Source organism: Microcystis sp. M44BS1, from assembly GCF_020244875.1.
Lineage (GTDB): Bacteria > Cyanobacteriota > Cyanobacteriia > Cyanobacteriales > Microcystaceae > Microcystis > Microcystis panniformis.
Genome location: NZ_JADBVM010000130.1, coordinates 39848 through 53325 on the forward strand (window position 1 = coordinate 39848; position 13478 = coordinate 53325).

Consider the following 13478-nt stretch of genomic DNA (forward strand, 5'->3'; position numbering starts at 1 on the left):
TACATTAGCCGGAAGGGGGATATCCGTATCAGTAGGGTGGGTTAGGGGACAGGAGTGGGGAGTGGGGGTAATTCAAGAATTTATCACTCTGATAACACTAGAGGACAAAGACAACAGAAGGTGGGGAGTAGGGGCAATTCATGAATTGCCCCTACTGGCGGGCGCATCGCACGGGTCATCTTTTACATCAGCCGAGGGGCGGCTTCTGTGGTAGGCCGCCAATTGCGAATCGAGTTGCTCTGATGAGCTTCTGGTATTGCATTATGAACTGGAGGCGGCGTGAATTCTGCTTAAGGGAAAACGCTATGGCTCAAGTAGCGGTTAGCGAAATTTTGAACCCTATTACCGAATCTGACACACCGCGCCACAATCCCTCACGGAAGGCGATAGGTCGCCTGAGAAGCAGTAAAACAGGGGAAAATACCTGAAACTCTTTCCCCTGTGAATCCCTAAGCTAGGGAGAAGAATATAAAGATTTATTAAATTGTAGCTTTTGCTACAGTTGTGGGGGGGGGAGTGTGTATGCTTCTGCTATCTCCCTTTGGTGTTGGGTTGGGGTTTTGCTTGACTCAAGGTACATGAGCTAATAAATGTATAGAAACAGTAAAAATGAATATCTTACAAAGATTATCAATGGTTCCAATAATAACAATGGTTACTGCGGTGGGTGTTGCTGTTGCTGTTGAACCTGCTCAGGCAGCTACCCTTTGTTATTGCTATGAGGTTAACCGACCCGGTGTTCCTAAGTCTTTGTATAATGGGAGTTGGCTTTTCGGAGTAAGTCTAGATACGGTTATGAACAAAATAACATTTACAGTTAAAGGTAGTAATTCTCCATCTGGAGGAAAATTTAACGGTACTATGTATATGTACGGCGTAACCGAGTCTAATGGAACATATAGTTTTCACGGTACTAATAACAGGTTAACAATGAGCGGTGAGTTTACCCCTAGTACACATACGTTAATAATTAAAAGCCCAATCACAAGTACGTCTTCTGGTGGTCAAGAGATACCATTCAATGTTAAGCCATGCCCTGAACCCACCTCAACCATCGGCCTCCTCGCCCTCGGCACTCTCGGCGCAGCTTCAACCCTCAAACGCAAACTAAAACCTTCCCAATCTACCGAAAAAGAAACCACAAAAGCAGGCTAAATTGTTTCTAAAAATACCATAAATGCCCCTTCATTCAGTAAAACTCGTAGGTTGGGTTGACGCAAGGAAACCCAACAACTTCCTGGAATATTTTGACAATCTTGGTTGGGTTTCGCCTTTTGATCCGATTGGTAATACCTGCTCAATAATAATAGCTCAACCCAACCTACGGCTGTAACGTTTTCTTTACATTAGCCGGAAGGGGGATATCCGTATCAGCAGGGTGGGTTAGGGGACAGGAGTAGGGACTGGGGAGTTTTTTGCTGTGAACAGTAAACAGTAATCAATTACCTGAAAACTAAAATCTGATCAGTGATCACTGATAACTGATCACTGATCACTGTAATTAGGAATCAACTCGACTAAGAGAGGAACGTCTTTTAAAAGGCATTAGTTTTTTGATTAATTCAGGTGTAATTAAGCCTTGGGGATAAAAAATCGTTCCCAAAACAATTAAAATTCCAAAAATAATCAAACGACCATCGCGCAAAAAATTCCCTAACCAAATCGGTAAACCATTCACACCGCCGAGGGCGCGTAAAACTTCGGGCAAAGCAGTTAAAACAATGCCTCCCACCACCGGCCCGACAAAAGTTCTTGAACCACCAATTAAAACGAAAGCCAAGAAAATAATACTGGCATCAAAAGTTCCTTGACGGGAATTCCAAGTATTGAGAAAATGGGCGCTTACCGCTCCCACAACTGCCGCTAAAACTGCCCCGAAAGTGAAGGATAAAACTTTGTGATAGGTGGGATTAATTCCCATGGCCGCAGCTGCCAATTCATCGGCACGAATGGCATTAAATGCCCGACCAATTTTGATGTTTTCTAACCGGTAGAGAAACAGCATAGTTAGGAATAAGAGGGGCAAAGCCAGCCAAAGGTAGGCTAATTGAGTAGTGAAAGGTTGGGGAATGGCGAAAATACCGACTGCACCGCCAGTTATATCGAGATTAAGGGCAATAATTCTCAAAATTTCTACCCAGGCGATCGTGGCAATAGCTAAATAAATACCTCGCAAACGGAGAACAGGAATACCTAAAACTATGGCTAATATTCCTGAAATAATGCCAGCAATTAACATTTCTAAAAAGACCAAAGCCAGGGGATAATTGCTACCAGTATTAGTAAAAACTTTCGTGGAAAGAATGGCGGTCACATAACCACCTAAAGCGTAAAAACCGGGGGTTGCTAAGGATAATTGACCAGCCATTAAGGGCAGATAAACTGAAATGCCTAAGCTGGCTCCAAATACCATTGAAACAATTAAAAAACCATAGGTGTTAAAAAAGTCAGCCATATTTTCAGTGAGCGGTTATTGGGTGTTTAAGTTAGGGGAGTCAATTAGCTAATTTTATCACCGTTCTCTCCCCTCTCATTCTCAGGTAATTCTCGAAATTATCATGATTTTTTACTTGGCACTTTTCCTATATGGTAGCGTTAGCCACCTTAAAAGCAGACGGGATGATCGATGATGAGAAAAAGTATCTTCCTTAACTTTGTCTGGGAAAAAATTCGGGGGAATTTATGAAACAGCAGCATTGGTTGGTTAACTCCGAAAACTGGTTACTCGGACTCCTACGGCTGAATTTCCTGATAAAATCGCAGTAGCGGGCGCAAAAGTCCTAGAAGCTGAGGATATCATCAGTTTTACCCCAGAAGCGATCCATCAGGTGCAGGCGAGGCGATCGGTGAGGAACCAGTAATATGCTTTTAAACGTTTTCAATTCGATCCTCTCACTAATTAAGTAGCTGGTTATAATTAAATTAAAAATGGATTTTAGGTTCGATCCCCCCTGCCCCCCTTGATCCCCCCTTAATCCCCCCTTAGTCCCCCCTTGATAAGGGGGGTGTCTGACAACTTTTAACGCCTACCTACTTAGGTTAGAGAAATGATAGATAAATGAGAGTATCATGAGATAAATATGAAAGTTTTTTGGGGAAAAATTAGTTAAGATAGGGGGAAATTAAAGGATAAACAACTATAGATGTTTACTTCACTCGAACTTTTGACCATTTCTTTTGTAGCCGTGGGATTAGCCGCCGATGCCGTGGCCGTTTCTCTGACCAGCGGCCTGATGATTCGTCATATTCATGTTAATAAGGCTTTGAAAATTGCTTTGTTTTTTGGCGGATTTCAAGCGATTATGCCGATGATCGGTTGGGGTATTGGTCTAACCTGTCGCGATTTCCTCGCCTCTTTTGACCATTGGATCGCTTTTATTATTTTAGGGGCGATCGGCGGTAAAATGATCTACGAAGCTGTTCAAAATGATGACGAGGAAAAAAAATTTAATCCTCTAGATTCCTATACTTTAATCGGATTAGCGATCGCTACTAGCATCGATGCTTTAGTAGTTGGTTTGGGTTTATCGATGATTAAAACTCCCTTACTTTTAGCTTGCACTGTTATCGGTTCTATTACCTTTGCTTTATGTTTTATAGCTGTTTTTATCGGGCATAAATTCGGTAATTTATTTAGCCAAAAGGTGGAAATTCTCGGCGGTTTAGTTTTAATATTAATCGGCAGTAAAATCCTTATTGAACATTTAATTGCCTAGATTATCTCCATTTTTCACTATCCTCCCTATTTTCCCCGACTGTTTCAACAGGGGAGTGGCTAATTCGGGATAACCGGCCTCAATTAAAGCCTGATCTCTGATGCGACAGGAATCGCATAAACCACAGGGTTCAACTTCACCTTGATAACAAGACCAAGTATCAGCAATGGGAACCCCTAAACTAACAGCACGACGGACGATATCTACCTTACTATCCATCACCAAAGGGGCAATTAATTGGGGTGCTTTCCCTTCTAAACCCGCTTTTGATGATAAATTAGCTAAAGTTTGAAAGGCCTCTAAATACTGGGGACGACAATCGGGATAACCAGAATAATCCACCGCATTAATTCCTAAATATATCGCCTCTGCTGCCCTTGCTTCCGCTAAAGAAAGAGCGATCGAAATAAAAACTGTATTTCTCCCCGGCACATAGGTAATCGGGATAATATTCGGGTTAATTCCCTCTTGGGGAATAGCAATAGATTGATCCGTTAAAGCGGAACCTCCCCACAAAGATAGATTGACTTCGATCAGATGATGTTCTTTGATATTGAGGAAATTAGCAATTTTTTTCGCCGCTGCTAATTCCCGCTCGTGTCTTTGTCCATAACGAAAGGAAAGGGCGATTAATTGATAACCAGCAGCTAGAGCGATCGCTGCTGTTGTCGCTGAATCTAATCCCCCGGAAAGTAAAATAATTGCCTTTTTTGTCATTATCCTAATGTCACCTGTGTTTGTTGATAATTAGCTACTAAGATAAATTGTTTTAGCCACCGCGAACCTAACAAAATCTCCTTAATTGCCTCCCCTGCAAAGACGGGAATTTCGTATTCCTGACCATCAATTCTTACTCTGCCTAAATATATATCAAAAAATGCTTCTCCTTGAGCGGTTATCAATTTATTTTGTCGCAAAAAACGCCAATCAAGACTGTCAGCATCTTGACTATTTATGGCTAAAAACTCGGTAAAACCCGTATCCAGCATAACTTCTGCGGGTAGAATCAATCCATCATCGCCAACTAAATCGATATCAAAATAAATTTGTCCTTTGGTTCCAAATCTCCCTTCAATCATATTCTGCCACTAACTCCAGTTTCATTAATGCCAAAGATATGATGGATTTTGTCGGGATATTTTGCCCTTGCTTTTTTACTGGCCACTTCTTGATCGGGATCGATAAAATAATCGCCGCTATCGGGTTCGATCGCAATGTACCAACCATAGTAATGTTTCATTAACCGGGGCTGTAAACTCTGAAAAATCGGCCAACAACGATGATAAAATTCTAATTGTCGGGCGCGATGTTTGGCCTTTTCTTCCTCGGTAGATTGAATCTCCGGAAAAACTCGACCACGACGCACTACTCGTTCAGAATTATTGTTAGACATAGTATTTAACCTCTTGTTAGTCAATTAGGGTTTGGGAATTATGAATTATGAATTGGGGAGATGGGGGAGTGGGGAGACCACTTCGTGCGCGTTGCGGGGGGAGATGGGTAGTGGGGAGATGGGGAGTGGGGAGAATAAATAAAAAGTAATCTCCTGATAACTGACTCCTGATAACTGCTCACTGCTCACTGCTCACTGCTCACTGCTCACTGCTCACTGCTCACTGATAACTGATAACTGATAACTGACTAGCGGACTCCTAAAAACTTATGGGTTTGGAGACTGAGGCGCCATTGGGGATGTCGGAGAACATAATTAAAGACTAACTCTTTGCTTTCTACTGTATTCCATTCGGGTTGCAGATATTTAATCACCCCTTCCGATAACTTATTTTCCTGCATAGCTGCCCATTCTAAATCCTCTGGATGAGCCACGACAATTTTTAACTCATTCACCCGTGCATAAATACTAGGATCGGGCATTTTATAAGTTTTAGGAGAAAAAGTCACCCAATCGAAAACCCCGGTAAAAGGATGAGCGCCAGAAGTTTCTAAATGTACCCGTAAACCCTGATTTTTTAATTCCCTGGTTAAAGGATCAAGATTGTGCATTAAAGGTTCACCCCCGGTAATCACCACCATAGCGGGGTTAGCGTCTTTTGCCATCTCTACCAATTCCCGCACCGATTGTTGGGGATAACGGTGGGCATTCCAAGACTCTTTTTGGTCGCACCAAGGACAATAGACATCGCAACCTCCTAAACGGAGGAAAAAAGCATTGCTTCCCGTCCAAAAGCCTTCGCCCTGCACAGAATGGAAAGTTTCGACAACAGGATAGGTACAATGGTTTATGCTAACCGTTTTCATAGAATCAGTATTATAGAAAATATGGACATTCCCCTGAACTTTGCCAAATACATCCAATGGTCTGGTATTGCCACGCTGGTTTTTTTGGTACTCACGATTATCGCTTTTCTCGTCGGTTGGGGAATCCGCTTTCGTCTCGTCGGTGTCACTAGCTTTATGGCTGTGTTGACGGTGGGGATTTTCGGTCTTGGGTTGGGACTGTTTACCCGCACAGAAATTCCGGGAGCGGTGAGATTCTCCCTTGTCTATGATAACGGAGCTAATCAAGCTGTTATCTCCCTGCCCAATACTGTTACTCCCGAGCAGGTGGAAGCAACCCTAAAACAAGCCGCTAGTGACTTGTTTTCCTCTGGTCGCGCCGGTGCTGGCGGTAATAATCAATTTATCATTAGCGCTCGCACTCTCGTTCACCCTCAGCCCGGTTTATCTGCTCCTTTGTACCTGGGACAGATTAAAAAATCCTTCTCCGCCCCGGGGGATAATACTCCTGAACTACAGCTTTTTCCCGAAAGTTTCGCTAAAATTAGCCAATAATCCTTGAGGTTGTCAAAAAATGTCCAATGCTGTCGCTGTTTTGCCCCTGTTAATCGCCCCCGCACAAGTGATTCGGGGTGACAATGCCCTAGAAGAATCCACCGGCAAATTAGCGGATTTGGGTAAACGTCCCCTCGTGGTGGGTGGCGATCGCAATTTAGCTTTTTTGTCATCTCCCCTGAAAAATCTCACTCCTAGCTATCACAGTTATGCCCCCGATTGTTCGGAAAATTCCCTAGCATATTTAAAGGCATCTGTCAAGAGTCATGAGGCAGATTTTATCATCGGTGTGGGTGGCGGCAAAGCCCTCGATACGGCCAAATTACTCGCCCATCAGTGCCATTTGCCGATCGCCACGATTCCCACCTCCGCCGCCACCTGTGCCGCTTGGACAGCCCTATCTAACGTCTATTCCGACGCGGGGGCGTTTCTTTACGATCTGTCCCTAGCCCGTTGTCCGGATTTATTAATTCTCGATTACGGTATTATCCAAACTGCCCCGAAAAGAACCTTAATCGCTGGTATTGGCGATGCGATCGCTAAATGGTACGAAGCTTCCGTCAGTAGCGGTCATTGCACAGAAACCCTGATCATTGCCGCTGTCCAACAGGCCCGGGTTTTGCGGGATATTCTTTTCCAAAAATCCCCGGCAGCCCTGGAAAATATCGGCGGAGAGGACTGGAAACAGGTGGTAGATGCCACCGTTTTATTAGCCGGAGTAATTGGTGGTTTAGGGGGCGCTAATTGTCGTACCGTGGCCGCCCATGCAATTCATAATGGTTTAACCCATATTCCCGCTTGTCATCATGCCCTGCACGGGGAAAAAGTCGCCTACGGCATTCTCGCCCAATTGCGTCTAGAAGAAATAGTTTTGGGTAATCAATTAGCAGTATCGGCCCGGGGGCAACTAATCCAGTTTTATGAACAAATTGGTTTACCGAAATCCCTAGAGGATTTAGGATTAAAAGATGTTTCCCTTGCCCAATTGCGCCACGCAGCCGACATTGCTTGTCAGCCTAATTCGGACATTCATCGTTTGCCTTTTACGGTTTCCCCGGAACAAGTTATGGCGGCCATGGTTTCCACTACCACTGCTGATACAATCGGGCAGAAAGTTAAAGCTAATTAAGGGCAATATTTTCGGGACTTATGGCTTTATCTGCTGCGGGTGAGTAGTGATTTTATTGTAGTGGTGATAGCGCAAACCTTTGCTTTGTTGGTCGAAATCCAGCGTTGATGTTCCTATTGGGACTCTTAAAAATATATGGCGACAAGCTCAAATCGAGGAGGACAAAATATAATGCGATATGCAGTTGTTATTGAAAAAGGAGAAAATAGCTACGGTGCTTATGTTCCCGATCTTCCCGGATGTGTTGCGGTTGCAGAAACATTAGAAGAAGTTAAACAATTAATTGCTGAGGCAATAATTTTTCATTTGGAAGGCTTAAAAGAAGATGGATTAACTGTTCCTGAATCATTGTCGATCTGTGAGTATGTAGATGTAGCTTAGGGGGTTCCAAGGTGGAAATAAGATTAGACTCATAGCGGCGACTCATTACAATCGACAAAAAATTTATATTCGAGAAGTTTTAACTCATCCTGAATACGACAAAAACAAATGGAAGGAGTAAAAAAATGCCGACTATAGATATAGAGAAAACACGGCAAGCCTGGACAAACTTAAAGCAAATACTCTTTATCCCTCGCAGCGAATCAGAATATGAGCAATTGGTAATTATGTTAGATAATTTGATAGATGAAATAGGAGAAAATGAAAATCATCCTCTTGCTTCTTTAATGGAAATGTTGGGAATATTAATAGAAAATTATGAACAGGAAAATGTTCCCGAATTATAAATGGTAGGGGTGGTGCATTCCCAAATATTGGTTAACCTTGAAATTGTCATGTTTTCAGGGAACACACCCTAGGCAGAGATGCGCGCGCCCTGCAAGAAAATATCCTTACCTTCCTGATCGCCTACGAAACCGCCGGCGATCGGGAACGGGCGGTATTAGCCCAACTGTCCCATCACGACCTCTTGACCAAGATTACCGAGATCGATTACCGTCTGGGCGGTTCATCCACCGAAACCTATCTAACAAGAATCGCCCAACGAGAACAGTTAGAGATTCAGTGGAACCGTTACCGTCTCGAACGGGAAACCGCTAAACGACAACTTCTATCCCTGACCGGGTTTTCCGCTACTGAAACCCCCAGGGAAACTACTGGGTAATGGGTTGATATTGTGAAATTGTAAATTTTTGTGGAGAAGTGCGGTCAGAACTAGGAATCTTAGCTACTCTTTTAGAAGAGTTCCGTTATTTTAACTTACTGTCAGGAATTTAGTTAAACAAGGTTTTTGGCAATAGGCTAATCTGGCTAACACGCTTTTGGGCGTGATATAGGGAAAGTTTCCGTATATATGTAGTTAGCCTTCAATGTAAAGTCAGATAGATAGTAGAGGATGACCTATATGAATGTCTCTAAAAACATTTTGTTGGAAATTAGCGGTCAAGCTGCTAATAGCTACTATAACTTTTTATCCCCTGCCTTATTTAGTAAAACAACTCTTCAACTTAGTGAAACTCGCATCATTGAACGAACACGGAAAATGATAGCATCACGACACTGTGAGGTCATTTTATATGAAGTTGATTCTGTAGAAATTGTCGAAGATGGGGTTTCTTGGCTTCTCGTGCTTGGATTCTTTGCACTTTTTTTCTACGGGTTAGGTATTATCTTTTTTATTTTTTACTTTTTCTTCAAGTATAAATACCTTATCATTCGCAGCGGTAGTAACGCTCAGGTTTTATGTATTTCTGGAGCAAACCACATGGAAAAGGCTAAGATATTTATGGAGGAGGTTCTTAGGCAATCTGAGAATGCAAAGCCTAAAGGGTTGAGATACAGTTAGAGCATGATTGAAATCAGCAAAATCGAAACCTATCTCAGTGGTTTAAGTCATTGGGTGATCGCCGAGCAAAATCGCGCATAGACATTCGTACAATCCACGAAATGTTAGACCAGTGTGATCGCTATCGCCGTAGGGTGCGTTCCCTAATGCAAGTCCTACGATTTTGGGTAACGCACCACGCACATTCTATCTCCCGATAGCGATCGCTAAGGGTCGAATAATTGTAAATTTTTGTCAAGAGGTGCGGTCAGATTGAAGAATAGTTGTTACAACACCAGAAAACTCGTGTTATTTCAGCCTATTGTCAGGAATTTAGTTAAACAAGGTTTTTGACAATATGCTATGGCTAACACGCTTTTGGGTATGATATGGGGAAATTTTTCTTGCGATTGCACTAAAATAGATGGATATACAGAAATTTGACCCATATCGTTACCATAGAAAGTGTTATACAAAATAATGACGGACATTTATTTTTATTACAATTTAGGGTAAAACTTATGGTTTTGAAGGATGGTTTAAGTGATGATGAGTTTAAAAAATTGATTGAACGACTTTCCTATAGAAAACAGTATAATCAAGAGGTTATCACTCTTGATGCTGTTAAAGAGAGTCTTCAAGAACTAGGATTATCTGACTTATTAATGGATAACGACATTGAGGAGGTTCGCAGACAAGTGAATAAAGAATTTAACAAACAACAAAGAAAAAATTACCTAATATTTGCTTCTGTTTTATTAGTTTTAACTATTCCCTTATCTGCTTTTGGCGGCTATAAATTTAAGGAATGGATTTCCAGTTTTTTTCAGCAATCTAGCAATTCCGATTTAGTTCAGTTATCAGAAAAATTAAATACACTTGAGTCGGAAAACAAAGATTTGCAAAGAAAAATAAAAGAGCTTGAAGATGAAAATCAATCTTTAAAAGGTTCAAATGTACCCAGTCCATCGGCTTCATTCGCACCTGATAATGAAACTGTGTCAGAGCCGTCTTCTTTTAATACGGATAAGATTGTTAAAGTCCAATCTTTAATTTTTCAGTTCAAAGAATGTCAAAGATCAGCAATTTCTTCAACACTTCAAAATATTAAGTGTTCTCTTTTGGTGACAAGTACACAAGATAAAAACAAGCTCTATATACACGGAAATTATAATTCTAACAATAGAAGTCGAATCATTGAGGATGGTAAAGAACTAATTGCAAACAAAGTGGATTTTGGCAGTAATTCTGGCACTTATCAAGCCGACAATATTTTGATTAAAGATACTCCAATTGAGGTTATTAATACTTTTGAAAACGTTCCACAAAGTATTAATAAAGTTGGGGTAATTGAAGTTAGTTCTTATCTAGAAAGTCCTGAATTTAATGATAATGTTAAGGCCGAATTTTATAATAAAACGTTATCAAGTTCTCAATAAGTGTACTGGAGTCCATCGTGCCAGTGAAACTCCAGTTCTCTACCTGATTATGGTTTAACTGTTTATCTCAGTCACTTAAAGTTTGTTTGATAATTTTCCTGAGTTCTTTCCATACCATTTCACCTCTCAAAAACTCCCAAGGTTTAGACTCTAACACTTCTTCGTAAAAATAAACTTGCTTTTCATTAAGAGTGTAAACAATTGGTACGATATACCATAGAATATCTACCGTTTCTTCAAAGGGATTTGTCTCTGTAATTTGTTGTTTTGTTTTCTCATCTATGAAGTTTGTCATAGAGATAGAAAAACAAATATTTGTAGGTATCTTCAAGTTAAAAACAGTTTGTAAAATACCAGAAAAGTTAGAGTTTTTTTTGGCGTAATTGAAACAATTCGTTGCAAACTCTCTTAATGAGTTATCATTAACAGAAGAAAAATAGGAAAAGATAAAAAAAGCTTCTCCTCTCATTGGCAGACCACCAATTGATGTTTTAAAACTAGCTGCCTTAGCTACTTGTTTAAAAACTTTGCCATCATAGATAATATCATTGTAAATGGATGAGCAACCTTGACTGATAAGTTTTGGTTTGACTTTTACTAAGTATTTAGTGATGCAATCTTCGTTGCTGTTGACGTAATCAAAGTTTTGATAAAGTGAATTTCTCGCTTTTCTTAGTGATTCACAGCCTGGATTTTCCTCAAATAATTTGGTAAATACTTGTCGTAATTGCAGAATATTAAGAGAATTACATTGACAAATAAAGTCTTGAATGATAATCTGTAAAGTTTGTTCATTCCTCAAATTTGCTGTAGAAAATCCCCCTTCCCAAATGATAGCAATAAAAAGAGAAGGGTTAGATTCATAGAGAGAAATTAAATCTCTAATAATTTGACTTTTGAGAGAGCCTAAATAAGATTCAAAAGGAGTATTCATAAATTAAATGTTTAACTGCTATATTTGGTTTGAGGATTTTTCTTGTAGCAAAGCACTCACCAATTGCAAAACTTTACTATTTGGATTTTCTTTATGTAGTGCTTTAAATATTTTAAACTGATCGTTAAGTTTCAAAGTATAACAACGATTAATAAATTGAAAGACAATAACTTTGGGTGCTTGATTTTGAGGAATTGTTGCTAAAGGAAACCCTGCTGACCCAACAGTTGCTTTAAATAGTTCGCTATCTGCTCCGTAAAGTTCTGACAATTCCTTTACCAAAACATCTTTGGTCAAAAAACCAGATTCCTCAAGTTTTTCCTTTTGTCGATCAAGTAAAAGTGAAAACTTATCTTCAAAATTTTCAGAATTTTGCAATAATTCTTGATTTTGCATAAGAATAGTAAAACAAAATTGTATTCCTAAAATAAATTGTTCTCGTAATTCTTTTATTTCAGTTTTTGTCTCAAAGATAGCATCAAGAGACTCACGAGTAAGGCTTTGACCTTCGGCAATCATTGCATCTAGTTTTGCCTCACGGGAGTTCTCTATTTGATCATCATAAAGACTCAAGACAAACTCAACAGGAACTCCAAATGGGCCTACTACGGAAGCAAGAGATTTGGCGATCGCTCGAAGGTAATTGGGTATTTTTTGAGACATAATTTAAAATTATAATAAAGGAATACTGATTACTTTTTGCTGGAGAACTGAAATAAAAGTATCTTCGGCAAAATGTTTGTCACCTAAATTCAATGTCCAAGCACTAAAATGGAAGTCTCTCATTTGCTTTTCTGTGGGATATGCTTTTTTCCCCTGTAGCCAAGGTAAATGACCGATTGGAGCGTCCAAATGCCAAGTCAGATCATTGTAACCTAACCACCGCCCATTTTTTCGCCATCCGACACGATTCGCAAAAGCATAGTAATCTTCCCCTTCTTGTTCATAGATACGAGCTTGAGTGGACACACCAAATTTGTTGTGGCTATACTTTTTCCAAAGATTATCAAGAATAATTAAGTCATTATCAGATATTCTTTTAAGTTCAGTTGATGATAAGGCCTCATTGGGAATTTTTACAACAGAAAAATGAGAGGTTGATGTAAATTCTGGTTTATCGGTAGCTTTATAAAGAAGCCTGATCGTTTCCTGATCAGCTTCTAGCCAACTTTGTGCTTCTAGGAGTTGGCGAAGTTTGCTATAGCTAACCCCTTTATCAGAAATCAACTTATCTCTGTTTAAAAAATCATCTACGCTTTTTTGATCTTTAAATTTAAGCGTTGTTTTTTCTGACAAGTGAGGTAAAAGAGCTTCAATAATTGTATCTGCATTGCCGTTCCAAGTTTGGTATAGTTTATCATTGAGTAACGGTAAACTTTCTAATACCTTTTGTTTTTGTTTATTATCTGAAAATAAGGGAAGTACCTTAGTTTGGTCGGAATAAATTTCCTGATTGAGGACGGCAAAAAGCTCTCGCTTAGGAAAATTTTTGTTTAAAAAAGCTTCGCTCAAGACAACGATTACAAAACGAGAGATTCTTAAACCCTCATTTACTTTGGCTGTAATACTATCTCCCCATTTAATTTCAGCCCGATCATACCAAAAAGTAATGTCAGCTTTTTCTAAGCATGAAACTAAAGGTTCCACAATCAGGAGTTTGTCTTCACTAGCATGACAAATAAATACGTCTTTCATAGTCTCT

At 40.1% G+C, this 13478-nt stretch carries 18 protein-coding genes; 10 read left to right on the forward strand and 8 right to left on the reverse strand.

Going from position 1 to position 13478, the window contains the following annotated elements:
- The first annotated feature begins 609 nt into the window (after positions 1-609).
- The gene (locus IM515_RS10375) at positions 610-1155 is read left to right on the forward strand and encodes a PEP-CTERM sorting domain-containing protein (RefSeq protein WP_287627563.1); all 546 of its coding nucleotides are present in this window, start codon (positions 610-612) and stop codon (positions 1153-1155) included.
- A gap of 346 nt (positions 1156-1501) precedes the next feature.
- Here IM515_RS10375 and IM515_RS10380 read toward each other — a convergent pair whose 3' ends face one another.
- Positions 1502-2455: a branched-chain amino acid ABC transporter permease gene (locus IM515_RS10380; protein WP_287627565.1), complete on the reverse strand. Its 954-nt coding sequence runs from the start codon at positions 2453-2455 to the stop codon at positions 1502-1504.
- Between the two features lie 688 nt (positions 2456-3143).
- On the opposite strand from IM515_RS10380, the gene IM515_RS10385 reads away from it, so the two are divergent.
- On the forward strand, positions 3144-3716 hold the full coding sequence (locus IM515_RS10385; protein ID WP_004159957.1) for a manganese efflux pump MntP: 573 nt from the start codon (positions 3144-3146) through the stop codon (positions 3714-3716).
- Here IM515_RS10385 and queC read toward each other — a convergent pair.
- The 4 genes from queC to IM515_RS10405 form a co-directional block, all read right to left on the reverse strand.
- Complete coding sequence (gene queC / locus IM515_RS10390; protein ID WP_004159959.1) at positions 3705-4433, reverse strand: 7-cyano-7-deazaguanine synthase QueC; 729 nt, start codon at positions 4431-4433, stop codon at positions 3705-3707. The two genes, IM515_RS10385 and queC, sit on opposite strands and share 12 nt — an antisense overlap.
- Positions 4433-4795 (reverse strand): hypothetical protein, encoded by a 363-nt coding sequence (locus IM515_RS10395; RefSeq protein ID WP_002781773.1) that lies wholly within the window; start codon positions 4793-4795, stop codon positions 4433-4435. Before IM515_RS10395 ends, queC begins: the two co-directional genes overlap by 1 nt.
- Positions 4792-5109, reverse strand: a complete 318-nt coding sequence (locus tag IM515_RS10400; protein WP_002736011.1) for a hypothetical protein — start codon at positions 5107-5109, stop codon at positions 4792-4794. Before IM515_RS10400 ends, IM515_RS10395 begins: the two co-directional genes overlap by 4 nt.
- Positions 5110-5357: 248 nt before the next feature.
- Positions 5358-5975 (reverse strand): 7-carboxy-7-deazaguanine synthase QueE, encoded by a 618-nt coding sequence (locus IM515_RS10405; RefSeq protein WP_287627566.1) that lies wholly within the window; start codon positions 5973-5975, stop codon positions 5358-5360.
- Here IM515_RS10405 and IM515_RS10410 point away from each other — a divergent pair.
- From IM515_RS10410 to IM515_RS10445, 8 genes are all read left to right on the forward strand, one after another.
- Positions 5952-6509: a Ycf51 family protein gene (locus IM515_RS10410; protein WP_002789277.1), complete on the forward strand. Its 558-nt coding sequence runs from the start codon at positions 5952-5954 to the stop codon at positions 6507-6509. The genes IM515_RS10405 and IM515_RS10410 overlap by 24 nt on opposite strands.
- A gap of 19 nt (positions 6510-6528) precedes the next feature.
- Positions 6529-7638, forward strand: a complete 1110-nt coding sequence (locus IM515_RS10415; RefSeq protein WP_287627568.1) for an iron-containing alcohol dehydrogenase family protein — start codon at positions 6529-6531, stop codon at positions 7636-7638.
- Positions 7639-7809: 171 nt separating this feature from the next.
- Positions 7810-8019 (forward strand): type II toxin-antitoxin system HicB family antitoxin, encoded by a 210-nt coding sequence (locus tag IM515_RS10420; RefSeq protein WP_002739801.1) that lies wholly within the window; start codon positions 7810-7812, stop codon positions 8017-8019.
- Between the two features lie 31 nt (positions 8020-8050).
- Positions 8051-8140, forward strand: coding sequence for a type II toxin-antitoxin system HigB family toxin (locus IM515_RS10425; RefSeq protein WP_287627591.1), 90 nt, complete (start codon positions 8051-8053; stop codon positions 8138-8140).
- 4 nt (positions 8141-8144) lie between these two features.
- Positions 8145-8366, forward strand: coding sequence for a hypothetical protein (locus IM515_RS10430; protein WP_287627570.1), 222 nt, complete (start codon positions 8145-8147; stop codon positions 8364-8366).
- A 182-nt stretch (positions 8367-8548) separates the two neighbouring features.
- The gene (locus IM515_RS10435) at positions 8549-8743 is read left to right on the forward strand and encodes a hypothetical protein (RefSeq protein ID WP_502881971.1); all 195 of its coding nucleotides are present in this window, start codon (positions 8549-8551) and stop codon (positions 8741-8743) included.
- A gap of 240 nt (positions 8744-8983) precedes the next feature.
- A complete protein-coding gene (locus IM515_RS10440; protein WP_287627571.1) occupies positions 8984-9424 on the forward strand; it encodes a hypothetical protein in 441 nt (146 codons plus the stop codon).
- A gap of 419 nt (positions 9425-9843) precedes the next feature.
- Positions 9844-10842, forward strand: a complete 999-nt coding sequence (locus IM515_RS10445; protein ID WP_287627573.1) for a hypothetical protein — start codon at positions 9844-9846, stop codon at positions 10840-10842.
- Between the two features lie 67 nt (positions 10843-10909).
- On the opposite strand, the gene IM515_RS10450 is transcribed toward IM515_RS10445, so the two are convergent.
- The 3 genes from IM515_RS10450 to IM515_RS10460 are packed head-to-tail and all read right to left on the reverse strand — an operon-like array spanning position 10910 to position 13471.
- A complete protein-coding gene (locus IM515_RS10450; protein ID WP_287627574.1) occupies positions 10910-11776 on the reverse strand; it encodes a hypothetical protein in 867 nt (288 codons plus the stop codon).
- Between the two features lie 18 nt (positions 11777-11794).
- The gene (locus IM515_RS10455) at positions 11795-12439 is read right to left on the reverse strand and encodes a hypothetical protein (protein WP_287627575.1); all 645 of its coding nucleotides are present in this window, start codon (positions 12437-12439) and stop codon (positions 11795-11797) included.
- A 9-nt stretch (positions 12440-12448) separates the two neighbouring features.
- A complete protein-coding gene (locus IM515_RS10460) occupies positions 12449-13471 on the reverse strand; it encodes a GUN4 domain-containing protein (RefSeq protein ID WP_287627576.1) in 1023 nt (340 codons plus the stop codon).
- Positions 13472-13478 lie beyond the last annotated feature (7 nt).